This is a genomic window from Psychrobacter sp. 1176_08, from assembly GCF_052850615.1.
Map to the genome: position 1 here is coordinate 254,568 of NZ_VXCU01000003.1, position 17,296 is coordinate 271,863.

General features: G+C 42.8%; 15 protein-coding genes and 2 riboswitches. Of the genes, 7 read left to right on the forward strand and 8 right to left on the reverse strand.

Translation table 11 applies throughout. The features are described from left to right. Positions 1 to 71: 71 nt before the first annotated feature. Together gcvH and gcvT are read right to left on the reverse strand one after the other, a co-directional pair. Positions 72 to 452: a glycine cleavage system protein GcvH gene (gene gcvH / locus FW759_RS05450; RefSeq protein ID WP_062844936.1), complete on the reverse strand. Its 381-nt coding sequence runs from the start codon at positions 450 to 452 to the stop codon at positions 72 to 74. A gap of 83 nt (positions 453 to 535) precedes the next feature. Further along, positions 536 to 1,723: a glycine cleavage system aminomethyltransferase GcvT gene (gene gcvT, locus FW759_RS05455; protein WP_062844935.1), complete on the reverse strand. Its 1,188-nt coding sequence runs from the start codon at positions 1,721 to 1,723 to the stop codon at positions 536 to 538. Between the two features lie 172 nt (positions 1,724 to 1,895). Beyond that, a riboswitch (glycine riboswitch) is annotated at positions 1,896 to 2,053 on the reverse strand. Between the two features lie 56 nt (positions 2,054 to 2,109). Then, positions 2,110 to 2,247: riboswitch (glycine riboswitch) on the reverse strand. 250 nt (positions 2,248 to 2,497) lie between these two features. On the opposite strand from gcvT, the gene FW759_RS05460 reads away from it, so the two are divergent. The 4 genes from FW759_RS05460 (at position 2,498) to FW759_RS05475 (ending at position 6,129) form a co-directional block, all read left to right on the forward strand. Continuing rightward, positions 2,498 to 2,818 (forward strand): YcgL domain-containing protein, encoded by a 321-nt coding sequence (locus FW759_RS05460; protein WP_062844934.1) that lies wholly within the window; start codon positions 2,498 to 2,500, stop codon positions 2,816 to 2,818. Positions 2,819 to 3,077: 259 nt separating this feature from the next. Beyond that, positions 3,078 to 3,710 carry a hypothetical protein gene (locus FW759_RS05465; RefSeq protein WP_228139848.1) on the forward strand — a complete coding sequence of 211 codons (633 nt, stop codon included), beginning with the start codon at positions 3,078 to 3,080 and terminating at the stop codon, positions 3,708 to 3,710. 289 nt (positions 3,711 to 3,999) lie between these two features. Beyond that, a complete protein-coding gene (locus FW759_RS05470; protein ID WP_084387317.1) occupies positions 4,000 to 4,848 on the forward strand; it encodes an AAA family ATPase in 849 nt (282 codons plus the stop codon). Between the two features lie 57 nt (positions 4,849 to 4,905). After that, positions 4,906 to 6,129: a vWA domain-containing protein gene (locus tag FW759_RS05475; protein ID WP_062844932.1), complete on the forward strand. Its 1,224-nt coding sequence runs from the start codon at positions 4,906 to 4,908 to the stop codon at positions 6,127 to 6,129. An 83-nt stretch (positions 6,130 to 6,212) separates the two neighbouring features. Here the strand turns inward: FW759_RS05475 and FW759_RS05480 are convergent, their stop codons facing one another. From FW759_RS05480 to FW759_RS05505, 6 genes are all read right to left on the reverse strand, one after another. Beyond that, positions 6,213 to 7,043 (reverse strand): phosphodiester glycosidase family protein, encoded by an 831-nt coding sequence (locus FW759_RS05480; protein WP_446442394.1) that lies wholly within the window; start codon positions 7,041 to 7,043, stop codon positions 6,213 to 6,215. Positions 7,044 to 7,146: 103 nt separating this feature from the next. After that, positions 7,147 to 8,955 (reverse strand): FMN-binding glutamate synthase family protein, encoded by a 1,809-nt coding sequence (locus FW759_RS05485; RefSeq protein ID WP_062845962.1) that lies wholly within the window; start codon positions 8,953 to 8,955, stop codon positions 7,147 to 7,149. Between the two features lie 209 nt (positions 8,956 to 9,164). Then, positions 9,165 to 10,265 (reverse strand): RNA 3'-terminal phosphate cyclase, encoded by a 1,101-nt coding sequence (rtcA, locus tag FW759_RS05490; RefSeq protein WP_443530767.1) that lies wholly within the window; start codon positions 10,263 to 10,265, stop codon positions 9,165 to 9,167. Between the two features lie 343 nt (positions 10,266 to 10,608). Next, on the reverse strand, positions 10,609 to 11,067 hold the full coding sequence (locus FW759_RS05495) for a DIP1984 family protein (protein WP_062844929.1): 459 nt from the start codon (positions 11,065 to 11,067) through the stop codon (positions 10,609 to 10,611). Positions 11,068 to 11,124: 57 nt separating this feature from the next. Then, on the reverse strand, positions 11,125 to 11,832 hold the full coding sequence (locus tag FW759_RS05500; RefSeq protein ID WP_446442395.1) for a DUF4145 domain-containing protein: 708 nt from the start codon (positions 11,830 to 11,832) through the stop codon (positions 11,125 to 11,127). Positions 11,833 to 12,040: 208 nt separating this feature from the next. Further along, on the reverse strand, positions 12,041 to 13,273 hold the full coding sequence (locus FW759_RS05505) for an RtcB family protein (RefSeq protein ID WP_062844927.1): 1,233 nt from the start codon (positions 13,271 to 13,273) through the stop codon (positions 12,041 to 12,043). 244 nt (positions 13,274 to 13,517) lie between these two features. Here FW759_RS05505 and FW759_RS05510 point away from each other — a divergent pair, with 244 nt between their 5' ends. From FW759_RS05510 to FW759_RS05520, 3 genes are all read left to right on the forward strand, one after another. Then, positions 13,518 to 14,519, forward strand: coding sequence for a DUF4062 domain-containing protein (locus FW759_RS05510; RefSeq protein WP_062844926.1), 1,002 nt, complete (start codon positions 13,518 to 13,520; stop codon positions 14,517 to 14,519). After that, positions 14,509 to 16,173 carry an RNA repair transcriptional activator RtcR gene (gene rtcR, locus FW759_RS05515; protein ID WP_062845961.1) on the forward strand — a complete coding sequence of 555 codons (1,665 nt, stop codon included), beginning with the start codon at positions 14,509 to 14,511 and terminating at the stop codon, positions 16,171 to 16,173. Before FW759_RS05510 ends, rtcR begins: the two co-directional genes overlap by 11 nt. Positions 16,174 to 16,524: 351 nt before the next feature. Next, complete coding sequence (locus FW759_RS05520) at positions 16,525 to 17,289, forward strand: hypothetical protein (RefSeq protein ID WP_446442396.1); 765 nt, start codon at positions 16,525 to 16,527, stop codon at positions 17,287 to 17,289. Positions 17,290 to 17,296 lie beyond the last annotated feature (7 nt).

Sequence of the window (17,296 nt, forward strand, 5' to 3'; positions counted from 1 at the left end):
AAATCTATTTTTTGCTCGATAAAAGCGATACTTGATCAGTACCGCTTTTAGATGAGCGAACCAAGCGAATATTACAGCTCGTTTTCGTACTCATCTGCTGTCATTAGTGCTTCATAATCAGCGATGTTGTCAGGCTTGATTCTGAAGAACCAACCAGCACCATATGGATCAGAGTTGATGATTTCTGGATCATCTTCCAAGGCTTCGTTGATCTCAACCACTTCACCTGAAATGGGTGCATAAACGTCAGAAGCTGCTTTTACAGATTCGACCACTGAGATTTCATCATCAACAGCGATGATGTCACCCACGTCTGGTAATTCAACAAACACCACGTCACCTAACAAGTCTTGAGCATGGTCAGTGATACCAACGGTGATGGTGCCGTCGTCTTCTAAGCGTAGCCATTCGTGGCTGGCGATATACTTTAATTCTGCTGGGATATTGCTCATGGTCTCTCTCCTAAATGATAGAGGTTAATTAACAAAAATAGTGAACACTAGCTAATGCAGGCTAATAATAGAGTTTATGATGCTTATGAGTCAAATTGCTGTTTGCCATTACGAACAAATGGCAGCTTAAGAACGCGTACATCAACGAATTTGCCTTTGCCGCGTAGATCGACTTGCACGCTATCGTCATCTGATATGCTGGCAGGTACACGGGCAATAGCAATGGAGTTTTTTAGACTAGGAGAGAATGTACCGCTGGTGATGATACCGGTCTGTTCATTGTCTGTGCCTTGATTGATAGTCACTGTCATGCCTTCACGCAATACACCACGAGTCGTCAATAACAAGCCAACTTGTTTCATCGCCGTGTTGTCGTCTTTTGCTTGCTTGCGTTTGCTGACTAAGGCTGCGCGGCCGATAAAATCACGATCATCTTTTAGCGCAAGCGTCCAACCCATGTTGCATTCATAAGGACTGATGGTTTCGTCCATGTCATGACCATATAGGTTCATGCCCGCTTCCATACGTAGCGTGTCACGCGCACCAAGGCCAGCAGGTTTGATGCCATTGGTTTTTAATTGCTCAAAAAACGCTGGTGCATCATCGCCATGCATAATGACTTCGACGCCATCTTCGCCTGTATAGCCCGTACGTGCGACGAACCAATCAGTGCCTTCGATGTCTGTCAAGTCAGCACCAACAAAGGGTTTCAGTCCTGCCAAGGTATCTGCCCAGCTCGGTTTGGCTTGTGACAGCTTTTCAATAGCATTTGGTCCTTGCACAGCGAGCATGGCAAGCTCTGGACGCTCAGTAATGGTAATCTCAAAGCCTTCAGCGACTTTATGGAACTGCGCCATGTCTTTGTCACGTGTTGCCGCATTTGAGACAATACGATATTCAGTTGCATCATCATTCATCAGATAGACGATCAAATCATCGATGACACCGCCTTCTTCATTGAGCATGCCAGAATAAAGCGCTTTCCCCGTCGTTTTTAATTTATCGACGTCATTAGCCAGTAGTTTTTGTAACCATGCTTTGGTGTTCGCGCCTTTGATATCGGTGACAACCATATGGGAGACATCAAACATACCAGCATCGGTACGGACAGCGTCGTGCTCTTCAATCTGTGAACCGTAATGAATGGGCAATTCCCAACCAGAAAAATCCACCATCTTGCCTTCACTATTGACGTGAGACTGATAAAGAGGAGTGCGTTGTGGTGCTTGAGCTTGAACGTTTTGAGAATTGTCGTTTTGAATATCGGTCATAACAAATCCTTATGTGTACATCAGTCATACTCGATTATAAGTACAATGACTGATGCGCATTATCATAGTAGTGAGAGGCAATAGTGCAGGGTGCAAATATCACATCAAAGGGTGGTACAGAAAATATAGATGAAGCCGTGAGCCAAACAGACGCTGAACGTCGGTTTAAGCAAAAGCCCTATCTGTCCTGTGACCTGAGATTTTCAACACGAACCATCATCGCCGGTTTTGAAGCATGAGCTTCTTAAACCCAAATAAGCGGATGTCGCGTTTTCTCCCCTTCGGTGGGTAAGGCGTCGTCGGCTCTTACCACTCTCCAGATTTGTTATGTCTTTTGTTTGCAAGTGTGATGCGCGGTTGGCGACATTTCACAAAACAATAATGACATGTGTTTTTCAGTCCTTTTACCTGAGCGATTGGCAGGGTAGATGCGCCTTCGGTGGTTATACGGTAGTCGTCAGTTTGTATCACCAATAGGGTTTGATACAAAATCTGAGCCTATAACGCTCTCCTGAAAAACGCTTTTATTATGAAAGGTTCACAGCGCTTTTACAAGCCATCTGTAGCATTAAAATAGATAATTTTAAAAAATGCTGATGTTTATGCTGATTGTTTTTTAAAATGCATCCCTCAAGAAAAATATTTTTACCGTTGCAAGTTGTCAATTTTAAAGGGGTTTTGCGTGATGTATCGCTGCGCAAATACCGAAAGCAACTACTGATAACTGCCTAAAATATGCTAACCTATGACGATAGTTTCTGATAGGTCATTTTTATGCATTGCGATATTTATAAATTCTCTAAACACGATGACATGTACGTCTACATTGCGCGTCCTGATTATCCAGACGATACCGAAGAGCTAAAAGATTGGCTCGGTGTGTTGCCAAAAGATTTCCGTGCAAGCCTAGGGCGCAGCCAGTTTGTGATGCATTTGGATTTGGCGACTACGCCATCCCTTGCTCGTGTGAATAAAGAAGAAGTATTAGCAAAATTACAATCGCAAGGGTATTTTGTGCAGATGCCACCACAAGACGTGATGCGTCGCCAAGCAGAACTGCGGGCGCGTGAAGCACAAGATAATATTTACGATTAATGGCGTTTTCAGACGTTTACCGCGATAGCGTTTTGAACCTGGGCTTAAACTGATTATTCAAAAGCAGACTATCCAAAAGTAGATGCGAAAACGTCTATGAAACATACGGTCACATGCATTTGGGTCAAAAGTCGTGATAAACTAGCGCTCTATTAAGGGTGCAGGCTGGGGATATATTCGATCTTACTGATGGTATTTACTAATAGTATTTATCGATAGTACGGCAGAAGGTATCATAGACGGCTAAACGCAAAAACGTGTGGCACCATTTATAAATGCAGGTAATAAAACGCGCATGGACTGGTTAAAAAATATCGTACACAGCTTACCATTAGAAGCCATCAGTGATATTCTCGGCGAAATTACTATTTGGTGGGGACAGCTGGTAAAAGACGTACCGCCCGCTGATTTACCCATGTATGCGTATCTTGGCGGTGTCATTATCGTGTTGGTACTGTGGTTGTTAGTTGCTCGTATGCTGCCACGACCATTGGGTGGCATGAGTTGGATGATGCTGTTTGCGGTATTGTTAGCGCCCGGTACGGCGATCGGTGATCCTAGTGTGATTGCGCCAGCCAGTATTGGCGTGGTTTATGCCATTATGATGAAAGACACCACGGGCGCGATCACCAGTATGCTGCCGATATTGGTGGTGTTGGTGGTGGGCTTGTTTGTTGGTTTTATTTGGCAATTGATTCGCGGAGCATTTGAATCAAGCTTGGACAAAGCTCGTAGTCGTACGGCAGAAGACACGCAAGCGACGATGCAATTGACCACAGGTAATTATTTAACAGAAGGCGCTATCGTAACCGAACAGTCCGATACTAACGTAAACCTAGAAAAAGACAGTACATTAAATAAGAAGACTGATAGCGATATGTCTGATAAATAATAAAAGTAGACTAAGTATTAATATAAGATTATCGTCCTAAAAAGCTACTGAATACCTGAATTAAAAGACACCAATGCGTGTCTTTTTTTATGCCAGAATGGTTACCAATCATATAAGTAGTTAGAGGTATATAATCATTGTTCATAAAGGCGAACGCACGAGTATTTTGGCAATACGTCAGGCTGTGCTAATCTAATTTATCTTTTATTCATTATTAAATTTTTAGTTCTATTTATTGATAACCATACATTTATAATAATTCATCTATAACAACAATCGAGATCTGATTATGAGCAAGCAAACCTTTACTGGCACCCAAAATTATATTGCAACAGACGACTTACAATTGGCAGTCAATGCGGCCATGACGTTACAAAAACCTCTCCTCATCAAAGGTGAGCCGGGTACGGGCAAGACATTATTAGCAGAAGAGGTGGCTGAGAGCTTAGGTATGCCCCTGATTACTTGGCACATCAAGTCGACGACCAAAGCGGAGCAGGGTTTATACGAGTATGATGCAGTATCGCGCTTGCGTGATTCTCAGTTGGGTGATGATAAGGTTTATGAGATTGGCAATTATATCAAGCCCGGCAAGCTGTGGGATGCCTTCACTAGCACCGAGCGCAGTGTGCTACTCATTGATGAGATTGACAAAGCCGATATCGAGTTTCCAAATGACTTACTACATGAGCTTGATAAGATGTCATTTTATGTTTATGAGACGGGCGAAACCATTACTGCCGAGCAGCGCCCAGTGGTGATTATCACATCAAACAACGAAAAAGAGCTGCCCGATGCGTTTTTGCGCCGCTGTTTTTTCCATTATATTGATTTTCCAGAAGAGCAAACCATGCGCCAAATCGTTGAGGTGCATTTCCCCAATATACAAGAAAAACTGGTGAATGACGCATTGGATGTCTTTTATAAACTGCGTAATATTCAAGGTCTTAAAAAGCCGCCTTCAACCTCAGAATTGGTCGATTGGTTAACGTTATTACTGGCTGATGATATGGCACAAGAAGAGCTAGAAGAAAACCTACGCGGTGAAAAGTCCATTCCACCGCTGTATGGTGCGCTGCTCAAAAATGAAGCCGATGTGAGCTTGTTACAGCGTTTTGCCAATATGATGCGTCGTTAAGCGCGTCTAAGTGTTCAATGCTTTTTCTGTTTTACGTCAATCAGTGGTGCGTCGCTTATGTTCATAAAGTTATTTTATACCCTACGTACTTACGGCGTGCCTGTCAGTACGCGTGAGCTGCTAGATCTCAATGCCGCGCTCGATCAAGGGCTAATGATGCAGCCACATCCTGAAAATCCAGCATTGTCTACCTTTGCCAGCCGTGAGGACATGTATCGTTTGATTCGGCTGTGTATGGTCAAAGACGAGCGTCATTTTGATAAATTTGATCGGGCAATGGCGGATTATTTTGAAGGAGTGGATAGCCTTGATATGGATGCGCTGCTGGCCAAGCTGACGGACGTGCCAAAAGAGTGGCTGGATCTAAAGCTAGACCCAAAAAACCTAACCGAAGAGCAGCGCAGACTGCTGAAAAAATACGGCTCGCTTGAAGAATTGATGAAAGCCCTTGAGGAGCGTTTAAAAGAACAAAAAGCGCGGCATCAAGGTGGCAGTAAATGGGTGGGGACAGGCGGTACGTCACCATTTGGCGCTTATGGGGATCATCCAGAAGGTATACGGGTTGGCGGTGAATCTCGTAAACGCAGTGCAGCAAAGGTGTGGGAGCAGCGCAAATATCGTAATCTTGATGATGACAATCAGCTTGGTACGCGCCAGATTCAAATGGCACTGCGCAACCTGCGGCAATTTGCGCGGACAGGCAGCGCGGATGAATTGGATATTCATGAGACTATTAAGCGCACTGCCAAGAAAGGTGTGCTGGATATCCACATGCAGGCCGAGCGTCGTAATCGCGTTAAAGTGCTGATGTTGTTTGATGTGGGTGGTAGTATGGATATTCATGTTGAGGCGCTTGAGAAGCTGTTTTCTGCGGCAAAAAACGAATTTAAAACCCTAGAGTTTTTTTACTTTCACAACTGTCTGTATGATTATGTGTGGAAGGATAATAATCGTCGCCACAGCGCACCAATGCCGACCTTTGAGCTACTCAACAAATACGGCCGAGAGTATCGTGTTATTTTCGTTGGTGATGCTTCGATGTCACCCTATGAGCTGATGACGGTAGGCGGTAGCGTTGAGTATATGAATCGTGAAGCAGGTATCGTCTGGCTAAAGCGCGTACTTAATCATTTTGATAAAGTGGCATGGCTCAATCCTGAAACCCCGAGCTACTGGCAATATACCCAAACCATCGTTCAGATTAAAAAACTGTTCGATAATAAGATGTATCCCATGACATTACATGGCGTGGAAGAGATGACCAACTATTTGGCACGCTAACACCACTCAAACGTTTGCACCAGTCAACAAAAAGCACTTAACAGAAATCATGTTAAGTGCTTTTTTCTTGAATTTAAACGATATTAGTCTTTAGGCGCTACCACGCCGATCATTACACCCATCTCTTTTTTGTCCTCTTCATCAATACTAGGCGCGTACAATGCTGAGGCAATACCGCCATCCAAAAACAGGGCATTGGGGCAATGCAGCTCGTCTTTGAATAGCGTTGCAAACTGATAAAACGTGACAGGCGCTTTTGTATTAACGAATTGGATACTGCCATCGCTGCAAATGCCTACACCATTACGAATTTTAAGTGAGGTGCTATTAGGATCAAATTGTGGGTGTATTTTATCATTGATGACCAGCATTGGGCCAGATTGCGTTGCATACCACGGCTTTGCTTCGTCGTTTTTAAGCTGCTTATCAAAGGCTTGGCTTTCCGTAATGTGTACTTCACCAGACTGGTTCCACCACAGCACACCATTCGGCAATAAATGAAAATTGCCGCCGCCTTCTTTGAGGTTTAAGGCACGCTTTTCTTCGCCTTCGATGACAGTATAGCCAATTGGTGCAAATTTTTCGTTATACATACCCGCATTGGCAGCAAAGCTAAGCGTTTGATCGGCGGATAACGTCGTCAGTAATGTATCAAAAGTAAGCAAAGGCTCGTTACTATTTGGCTGCTGCCAAAACAACTGCAATGAGTAATCGCCGTTGGTCAAAGCATCAGCTTGGATATGACAGGCGTCATAGGCGAAAGGAGTATCTTGTAACTCACATGCCCAGTTTTTTGTATCACTGTTTGGGGCATCAGTACTTGTCTGCTGGCAAGCACTAATACTAAATGAGAGTAGAGCAATGACAGCTAAAGACAAAGTAGGACGAGATGAGGTAAGGGTGAAACTTGGCATCAATAAAAAATCTTTTGTAATAGGTAGAATAGAATGAACGATCAGTAATCACGTTTTATCATCGTTGAGTCATTACTTCTCGATCACTGTTTCGTCATCATTTTTAATCATTGTTAGGTGGAAACTCTCGAAAAGTATTGTTGACATTACCGATCAGTCTGCCACCATCGACGATATTTTCGAAGTTACCAGTAGCAATGCTTCGCTCTGTCGGTGCACTGGTTTCTTTTCCCTTGTCTCGTGAGTCTTTATTGTAAGCAATAAGCGCATCGTTATTGGCTAGGAAACTATCAGGACTTGCCATGACCCACATCTGGTTGAATACATCTGCACGCGCGCTATGATCGAGTAGGGCATCTTTGTCTGTAAAATAAAAATACTTTGATAATAGCTTGATCTGTCCATCATCCAAACGGCGGGCAATATGATAAGGCTGCAACTGACTTGGGTGCTGTAGACCGACTGCGCCGACGATACTGGCAAGCGATTTTAGCGTGTTTTTATGAAAACTTGCAACACGTTCGGCTTTACTTGGTACATCCAGCGCCTTTTGGCGATAGGGGTCTTGAGTGGCAACGCCTGTTGGACAGGTATTGGTGTGACAAGAGCGCGACTGAATACAGCCTACTGCGAACATAAAGCCGCGCGCTGAGTTACACCAGTCCGCACCCAGTGCAATCATACGAGCGATATCAAAGCCAGAGACGATTTTACCACTCACGCCAAGTTTGATTTTGTCACGAATGCCGGCACCAACTAACGTATTGTGTACCAACAAAAACCCTTCAACCATTGGCATGCCGACGTTATCCATAAACTCAACGGGGGCGGCGCCAGTACCGCCTTCTGCACCATCAATGACAATAAAGTCAGGGTAGTTGTCCGTCTCTATCATGGCTTTGACAATTGCCATAAACTGCCAAGGTTGACCCACGCACAGCTTAAAACCAACAGGCTTACCACCAGACAAGTCACGTAGCTGCTGCCAAAAGGCGACGAGCTCACGTGGGGTGCTAAAAGCGGTGTGCGAGGAGGGTGAGATACAATCTTGACCAGTCGGCACTTGACGAGTATCTGCAATCTCTTGAGTGATTTTTTCTGCAGGTAGTACGCCACCTTTGCCAGGTTTGGCACCTTGTGACATTTTGATTTCGATCATCTTGACTTGCGGATCAGCCGCTTTTTCAGCAAAGGATTTTGGATCAAAGTTACCATTGTCGTCACGGCAACCAAAATATCCTGTGCCTAGCTCCCAAATCAAATCACCGCCAAACTTGCGATGGTAAGGGCTAATGGCACCTTCACCAGTATCATGGGTAAATCCACCAATTTTTGCGCCTTGATTGAGCGCCATAATGGCGTTGGCTGATAAGCTCCCAAAACTCATCGCTGAGATATTAAAGACCGACATATCATGTGGCTGCTGACAACGCTCACCGCCAACCATGATACGAAAATCCTTATTTTCTAAAGGCTGACTGACGGTTGACTGTAAAAACCATTCTTTACCATGCGTGTATAAATTGTCTAGCGTACCAAAGGCATTGGTGTCGCTGACATTCTTAGCGCGTTGATAGACAAGTGCGCGTTGCTGGCGCGAAAACGGTACTTGTTCTTTATCGTCTTCTAGCAAATATTGGCGAATCTCAGGACGAAAATCCTCCAAAACGTAACGAATATGACCAGCGACAGGATAGTTGGTTAAAACAGAATGCTTGGATTGAACCAAGTCATAAATACCCAGTGCCACTCCAAACCCGCCAATCACAATTAGCCACCAATTGGTCAGTAAAAGACCAGCTAATAGAAGAAAAATTGCCGCACCAAAAGTGCTATAGCGCAGCAATAAACCAACCCAATAAGGAGAGCTGGTTTTGGGTTTAGGGTTCAGATTGGTACGAGACTCAGGCATGACAATACTCAACAGCAATACGTAAATGGTAAAAAACGGAGACAATATAAAGATAGACGTAAAGAAGCCCTATTTTTATCACTGAGCATACATAGGACACTTAAATATAGGGCACTTAAATTTATCGCTTATATCATACACACATGATATCACCGCATCGCAGTAATTGAGTAACAGTGTGCTAATGCCGACTTTAAGCCTTACATAGTTTAAGCGATGACTTTGACCAATGTCTTATCGTCGTTTAATACGTCAAACTGAATCTCAACAGGCAAAAATTGCTCAATCAGCCATGCTTGTGTCTCCGTATGGCCGCTAATCATACGCGAGCTAAACGCACCACCGCCTGATAACGTTAAAGGTAGGAGCAACTGATCGGTTAGATATTCATCAACCAGTGCATCGGTATTAAACAAATAGCGCTTAACCAATCCTGCCAAGCGATTGCCCATGTTTTCTGCTGAGCTGCGTTTTTCTCCGAGCAAGGTAAACATTTCTTGATGATACTGCTGAGTGGATGTCTTACCAAATTGATGAGTGACCTGCGCATAGCACGTATTGCCTTCGCCAATGCCCTGTAATTTACGACTATGAGTGGTTATCAGCGTCTTATCAATGCCTGATTCGACCAATGATGCTTGCGCGCTGGCAAGCTCACGTTTGCAAATGTCGTAATCCAAATTGAGCACGCTTGCGACCAAGGCGATGTTAACCAACTCGCCACGTTCAGTAAGTGTAAAGGGCAAGGTATTAGCACGACGCAAAAAAGGCGTAATGGTTGCTTTAACAGTTCCACCACCGATGGGTGCAAACCCTACTTGTTGTAATTCAAGATCAACGTGCATGCCGAGCTTAGCAAGGGCCGGAACAAATGCTCCGGTTAAGAAATCTGTGGTCGGTGCGAGGGGATTGTGCGTACCACCTTTAATAGTCACGGTGGATTGTGCAGCTAAACCTGTATTGGCAAAAAGTAGGGCAGGTAATAGCGTTTGTAGCACGAGACTGGTACTGCCAGCCGAACCAATATCAAAAGTATAATCGCCCGATTGAATAGCATTAGGCTTGAAACTAAACGTCGTACTACCCAACTGTGCGCCTGTCACCGCCGCATTTGATAGTTCTTGTGAGGCTTGTACACAAACTAAATGCTGTCGCATCAATCCGGGTTTGGCGCGTCCAGCACGAATATTGATTATTTCAATTGGCGTACCAGTGAGCATCGATAACGACAGCGCCGTACGGATAATTTGTCCACCGCCTTCGCCTGTGCTGCCGTCAATTTTTAGAGCTTTTTTTGTTGATGCTGGCATGATAAATGTCTTTATGTTTTGGGGCTATTGTGCCGTGATGTTCTTAATAAGGAGACAACAAAATGCGACCCGAAAAGTATCAAGTCGCATGAATAATAAAATTGAAACCGACTGTCAGTGTCTGGTGGTAAGGTCTAAATGGTGCATTGTGCCAAGTGACGTGTACGGGGCATGAGTTGTAAAAAATGCGTTTGCCCGCAACGCGTAGCAGCCACTACAGTATGTTTTCAACCCCCTGCTGTGGCGGTTTGGGGTCTGACACTCGCCCAGTCGGTTCCAAAAGGGTAGTCTGCCAGCCTAATGTAAACTGGTAGAAAATTCTAAAATTGTGATTTAAAAATAGTTATTCAACAAGGTCAATCTGCCAGTTATTGGCTTGAATGACAAGGTTAATCTTGCGCAGTTTCATCGCGATATCATCGGCTTGTTTTTGTAATCCTGCAACTGAAACCATAACATGCCATTTAATCTCGCGAGGACTATACCGATCAACCTCGGTGTCGGTGGCTTCAATCGCCTCAATTAATAGCTTGTGACGCATCTCTAACGTATCACGTTCGATCAATAGCGTCAGCATCGACTGACCTTCATTAGTCTTGGCAATGGCATTGGTACGGTGGATACGCTCAATCAACACGCTCAGTTCGCTAATGATTTGGCTGGCATCGATCATTAAGGCATTTGGGTCTTCGTTTGGCGTATCGCCTTCTTGGACTTTGATATTGCTGCGAATACGTCCTTTGATTTGCGCCAGCTTTTTTTGCATGTCGCTACGGATAAGTAGGGCTTCTGCGAGTTTCATTTTTGTTCTCCTTCAAACATCAAATTTTTAATACCATTAATTTTTCTAAGTTATTTATCATTCCAAGGTCACGGGTTTAACTTTCATTCTTCGCTGGATATCTTTATCTTGCCCAAGTTGCTTCATGTTTTCTAAGCGTTGCTGACGGTTGTAACGACTGATGTACCATTCCTCAATAAGCATTTCTATCAAACCTATAAGTAAACCTGCTTCATTTTCGTCTACCTCAATAATCTGGTCGATATCCCTTTCCATGTGAGCACCAATATTACCTATTTTTCTAACTACGTCTATAGCTTCCCAAGTATCCGGTTCTACTTCATCTTTGATAGATTCAATTTCTTTAGCCAAGTTTTGAGGCTTAACTTCCCAAAAATCTCTAACCATTCCTTGCAAGCAGCGGCGAGCAAGTGTTGCGGAAGCCTTAGGACTTAAATTTAAAATTAAGCAGGCTTCTTCGTAATCTTCCTTTATAGCTGTAGGAATATAGCTAGGTAAAGGTTTAGCTGAAGATTGTGGGCGTAATTTCCAGCTACTTAATGTATTTCCAAAAACATAAGAAGGGTGAGTTTTTTTCAACTCACGTAATTCGGATTCTATAGTAAACTCTCTACAGTTTGGATTTGGACAAGTAATGGTTTCTAACCTTAGGCATAACTTACCGTACTTATTACCGTCATCGAAACTTAGATTACCTGAGCTAATATTTCCTGTACCTATTATTGCGTGGTGACTGCAAAAAGGATACTGCCAAGATTTACTCATCTTATTTCCCTCAATTTTTTAGCTTGAAAAAGTATATATTATTTGTTTTGTTAGATTAATCTGTCTTCTAAATTATGTTTCTATCGTCAAATTTATTCATTTTTTATCTCAGTACTATACATACATTACTTCTAACAAGTAAATCAGCCAAGCACAGCCTGGCTCTTGCGAAGCTAAAAAGGTCTCCCAGACCTTCTATTAACGCTTCTCAACCCTTAACACAAACCACCTGCCGCAAGGTATGTACCACTTCCACCAAGTCACTCTGCGCGTTCATCACATCATCAATATTCTTATAAGCCGCTGGAATCTCATCAATCACATCGCTATCTTTACGGCATTCCACACCTTCGGTTTGCGCGATTTGATCGGCTACCGTAAATTCCTGTTTTGCCTGAGTACGTGACATCACGCGACCTGCACCATGAGAGCAAGAGCAAAAGGATTCTTCGTTGCCTTTACCGCGCACGATAAAGGATTTTGCGCCCATTGATCCTGGGATGATACCGTATTCACCAACGCGAGCACGTACCGCGCCTTTACGAGTGATAAATATTTCCTCACCGTAGTGCTCTTCCTTATCGACGTAATTATGATGACAGTTCACCGCTTTAACTGCCGCATCAAACGGTTTCGTCACAATTTGACGCAAAGCTTTGATTGCTTTTTCCATCATGATTTCACGGTTTTTGAAAGCGAAACGCTGCGCCCAGCCTACGGCAAACCAGTAGTCATCGAAGTGCTCAGTCCCTTCGGCGAAATAAGCCAAATCCTTATCGGGCAAGTTGATAAACCACTTACGCATGTCCTCACGCGCCAACTCAATAAAGTAGCGACCGATGGCATTGCCCACGCCGCGCGAACCTGAATGCAGCATGATCCACACCTGATTGGTCTCATCCAAGCACACTTCTACAAAATGGTTGCCCGTACCCAGCGTTCCCAAATGAGTCAGGTTATTGGTGTTTTTAAGCTTAGGGTGCTTTTGGGTCAGATAATTAAAATCATCGACCAATGTACCCCAGCTATCTTTGACGCTATTATCAGGATTTGTCCATGCACCGACATCACGACGAGAACCGCGTCCACGAGTTTTGCTACGGCCGTGTGGAATGGCTTTTTCAAGCTCAGTGCGCAGACCGCGCAAATTATCAGGCAAGTCATCAGCGGTCAGCGTCGTTTGTACTGCCATCATACCGCAGCCAATATCGACACCGACAGCCGCAGGGATAATCGCTTCTTTGGTTGGCAATACCGTACCGATAGTTGCGCCAATCCCGACATGCACGTCAGGCATCACCGCGAGCCACTTATAGACAAACGGCATTTGTGATGCTTTGATAAGCTGGTCATGTGCTTTTGGATCGACAGGAACGCCCTTTGTCCAAAGTCTGATTGGCGTTCCACCGTCCTGAATAACATTATGATTTATTGGTTGCATAAATAGGTTCCTTATTTAGAATATCGGCTTATAAAAATAATTTATTTTCTTATACTTTATATAGTGCGAAGAGTGTGCCAATAATTATCCACATAAGATATTTTTTATATAAGTGTCTGATATTATTGTAATAAATAAATTTAAAATATTTTTTGAATATCATATATAATTTAGAGATTTTATTATTAATAGAATAAAAAATATTTTTATAGAAAATATTATATTTTCTAAGGGAGAAGTGCAGATGGATAAGAGATATCAGGTATTTGTGAGTTCTACATTTGCAGACCTAAAAGATGAAAGAAGTAACGTTATTCAGACGCTCATGGAAATGGATTGTATTCCTGCTGGAATGGAACTTTTTCCCGCACTGGATGAAGAGCAATTTAAATTCATCAAAAAGGTAATTGATGACAGTGATTATTACTTACTAATCATAGGTGGTAGATACGGCAGTTTATCTGATGAGGGTATTAGTTATACAGAAATGGAGTACGATTACGCTATTAGTAAAGATATTAAGGTTATCGCATTGGTACATGGTAGTCCTGAAAAATTAGCTGTTGAAAAAGTAGAGATGGACTCTGAAGCTCAACAAAAACTACAAGTATTCAGGCAAAAAGTTACTACTAACCGTTTAGTTAAGTTTTGGGACGATGCAAAAGAGTTGTCAGGTCTAGTTGCGCTTAGCCTTCCTAAGACGATAAAAACTTATCCCGCAGTAGGATGGGTTAGAGGCAATCAAGCAACTGATAATACTGAACTATTAAAGCAACTGAATGACCTTAGACAAGAAAATAATAAGCTTGAAAAACAAATTCAGGGATTGCAAAAGAACAAAAGTGAGATGTTAGATTTAGCACAGGGTGATGATGAAATTTTAATATCTCTGAAGTGTGATGTGATAAACAATGGACAGATAGAAAAAAAGTCGTGGCAACAAAAGGTAACTTGGAATAATTTATTCAAATGTATTGCTCCAAAAATTCTTAATGAAAAGAACGAGGATTTTATTTTTAATATTTTAAGTGAATATATAGCTTCTGGAAAATATAGAAATTTCATTTATCCAGAAATAGCCCTTGCTGACTTTGAGCAAATAAAAGTTCAGTTTTTGTCTTTAGGTTATATTAGTTTTGATAGCATAGGCACTACTAGCTATTGGGAGATCACATCTAAAGGTGAAAAGTATCTATTAGAAACCATGTCAATCAAACGTGAAACTGATGACAAAGATGCTGAATAAAACCGCCGTAATCGGCTTCCTCGGCACGACCTTAGACAATGGTTTTAGTGAAAACCGTTGGCAACGCTGGCGTCCAACTGTCAGTCTGGGGTTGCACGATGAATTACTCGTCGATGAGCTGCATATCTTATACAGCAAACGCGATAAGCGCTTATTTAAGATCATCGTCGATGACGTGGCGCAAGTCAGTCCGCATACTAAAGTCATTGGTCATCACGTGGCGCTATCGAGTCCGTGGGATTTTGCCGAGGTTTATGCTGAGTTGTATGACTTTGTAACGGCGTTTGATTTTCAAGATAGTACGGACTATTTGCTGCATCTGACCACGGGCACGCACGTGGCGCAGATTTGTTGGTTCTTATTGGTAGAGGCAGGTTTTATTCCAGCAGATTTGATTCAGACGTCACCTTGTCCAAGACCCGACCAAACTGACCCACAAGGTCGTTATCAAGTGATTGACTTGGATGTGTCACGCTATGATGGTTTGCGTGAACGTTTTGAAGCAGAAAAACAGCAGCATTGGCAAACGTTGCAAGCGAATTTGGTCACGCAAAATGACGCTTATCAAAAATTAATATCTGATATCGAAAAAGTCGCCACGCGCTCGACTGCTCCAATATTGCTGATGGGTGCAACAGGAGCAGGCAAGTCGCAACTGGCAGGTCAAATCTACGCGCTCAAAAAAGCCAAAGCGAGTAGTACCACACAAAGCAAGTACACACTTGATAAATTTATCGAAGTCAACTGTGCGACCTTGCGTGGTGATACGGCCATGAGTGTGCTATTTGGTCATGTGAAGGGCGCTTTCACGGGCGCAGCATCGAATCGTGAGGGTCTGCTAAAATCTGCTGATGGCGGTTTATTATTTTTGGATGAAATCGGTGAGCTAGGACTCGATGAACAAGCCATGCTACTCACCGCGTTAGAAGAGCAGCGATTTTATCCGCTCGGTAGTGATATACCGATTAACGTATCGTTTCAATTGATGGCGGGGACGAATAAGGACTTGCGGCAAGCAGTCGTTGACGGGACATTTCGAGCAGACTTGTTTGCGCGGCTCAACACGTGGACATTCTTTTTGCCGTCATTAAAAGATCGCCTTGAGGATTTACCTGCCAATATCGACTATGAGCTGGCGCGTTTGGGCAGTGAGCAACAGCAGCAATATCGCTTTGAGCCTGAGGCGCGGGCGTATTTTGAAGCCTTTGCCATGAGTCACGCGGCGACGTGGCAGGGCAACTTTCGTGATTTAAGCGCCAGCATGACGCGCTTAACGACATTGTGCGAGGGCAAAGTGATTCGTATGCCCGATGTTAAGGCAGAAATCACCCGCCTTAAACATCTGTGGGTATTACCTAATAGCGCCCACCATCAGGCGGATAAGGCGTATGCGCCCAGCCTAACCGAGCAACAAGCGCACGCGGATACGGTGCTGAGCCGCCATCTATCAAGCTACGACAAAGACGCGCTCGACCCCTTTGATGCGGTGCAGCTGGCGTATGTGATTGAGGTCTGCTATCAGCACAGCAGCCAAGCGGCAGCAGGGCGTTATCTGTATGCCAACTCACGCGATAAGCTAAAAAGCCCGAATGATAGCGACAGATTGCGTAAGTATTTGATGAAATTTGGGCTGAGGTTTGATGGGTTGGATTAATAATCAAGTATTGATTAAAGCGTATTAAGAAAAAATCCCTGTCAATTTAGCAACTGAAACGATTAATCTTAAAGACCATAAACATCAAAAAATAGCTGGCATCACTACGACAAAAATTGGTAAAGATACAGGCTCTAAACCAAGTAATGTTGGTTTTCACTTGATTGGTAATCAGGTTAATGGATTTATCAATCTATTTTTGAAATTGAACTTTATGTAAGCTTTAGGACAAAGCTATCAACATCTAAAATTGGTGTGACAAATAATACAATGGGTATGTCAATTAAGCGAATTATAGAGCTACCAGAGATTTTGCCCTAAATTTAAATATATGACTAAAAAGGAAAAAGTATGTTTAGTTTTTTAAATAAAGTCGGGGTGAAGAAATTCTCTCATGACAATAGATTTAACGAATGGAAAAAAGAGTTAAAAGCTAGAGTAGTTCCCGAATCTGATTTTTACTATAAAAAGAGTAAAGATTTTAATAAAACATTTGTAGTTGAAGAGACATCATTAACGACTATGCCAAGCTTCTCTGTCAGGCATTATCTTGAAGAAGCTATATACTTGATATTTACTAAATTTGATGAACAAGTATCTACTGCTTATCTGCAAGTTTCTTTAGATATCGTCAATGCTATATTGGCTTTACCCCAAAGTGAGACTGAACGCTGGAATGGTGAGGATCTATACATAAAAGAAGATAGACCGAGTATATTAATTTATAAATTATTTATTGAGGCTTTATTAGCTGATGAAAATATCAATATGACTGAGTTGGCCTGTGTCAGCGATTCATTACTAAACCATTTAAAAGTATATAAAGGTAGCCTTTGGGAAGATGTGACTCAAAGTCAGTATTTATCTAGTATTTGGCATCTTATGATAGCAGGGCAATTAAAAGACGCAAAAGCGCACCTTAGCGTTAGAAAGTCATTTCGATATACTGAAAACTTATATAATTGGACAAAGCAGCTCAATAAACTATTGATTGAGCAGCAGTCTAGCGCAGAGGTAGGTGCTGAGATTAATGCAATGTTTGACGAGGTATTTGATGTTATTCGCTCTCCATATTGGAAAACTGATCGCCAGAAAGAAGAAATAAATTTCCTATAACGATGAA

Bases quoted from the DNA above. Each gene is read 5' to 3' on its own strand.
- gcvH (WP_062844936.1), bottom strand. From the start codon at position 452: ATGAGCAATATCCCAGCAGAATTAAAGTATATCGCCAGCCACGAATGG.
- gcvT (WP_062844935.1), bottom strand. From the start codon at position 1,723: ATGACCGATATTCAAAACGACAATTCTCAAAACGTTCAAGCTCAAGCA.
- FW759_RS05460 (WP_062844934.1), top strand. From the start codon at position 2,498: ATGCATTGCGATATTTATAAATTCTCTAAACACGATGACATGTACGTC.
- FW759_RS05470 (WP_084387317.1), top strand. From the start codon at position 4,000: ATGAGCAAGCAAACCTTTACTGGCACCCAAAATTATATTGCAACAGAC.
- FW759_RS05475 (WP_062844932.1), top strand. From the start codon at position 4,906: ATGTTCATAAAGTTATTTTATACCCTACGTACTTACGGCGTGCCTGTC.
- FW759_RS05480 (WP_446442394.1), bottom strand. From the start codon at position 7,043: ATGCCAAGTTTCACCCTTACCTCATCTCGTCCTACTTTGTCTTTAGCT.
- FW759_RS05485 (WP_062845962.1), bottom strand. From the start codon at position 8,955: ATGCCTGAGTCTCGTACCAATCTGAACCCTAAACCCAAAACCAGCTCT.
- rtcA (WP_443530767.1), bottom strand. From the start codon at position 10,265: ATGCCAGCATCAACAAAAAAAGCTCTAAAAATTGACGGCAGCACAGGC.
- FW759_RS05495 (WP_062844929.1), bottom strand. From the start codon at position 11,067: ATGAAACTCGCAGAAGCCCTACTTATCCGTAGCGACATGCAAAAAAAG.
- FW759_RS05500 (WP_446442395.1), bottom strand. From the start codon at position 11,832: ATGAGTAAATCTTGGCAGTATCCTTTTTGCAGTCACCACGCAATAATA.
- FW759_RS05505 (WP_062844927.1), bottom strand. From the start codon at position 13,273: ATGCAACCAATAAATCATAATGTTATTCAGGACGGTGGAACGCCAATC.
- FW759_RS05510 (WP_062844926.1), top strand. From the start codon at position 13,518: ATGGATAAGAGATATCAGGTATTTGTGAGTTCTACATTTGCAGACCTA.
- rtcR (WP_062845961.1), top strand. From the start codon at position 14,509: ATGCTGAATAAAACCGCCGTAATCGGCTTCCTCGGCACGACCTTAGAC.
- FW759_RS05520 (WP_446442396.1), top strand. From the start codon at position 16,525: ATGTTTAGTTTTTTAAATAAAGTCGGGGTGAAGAAATTCTCTCATGAC.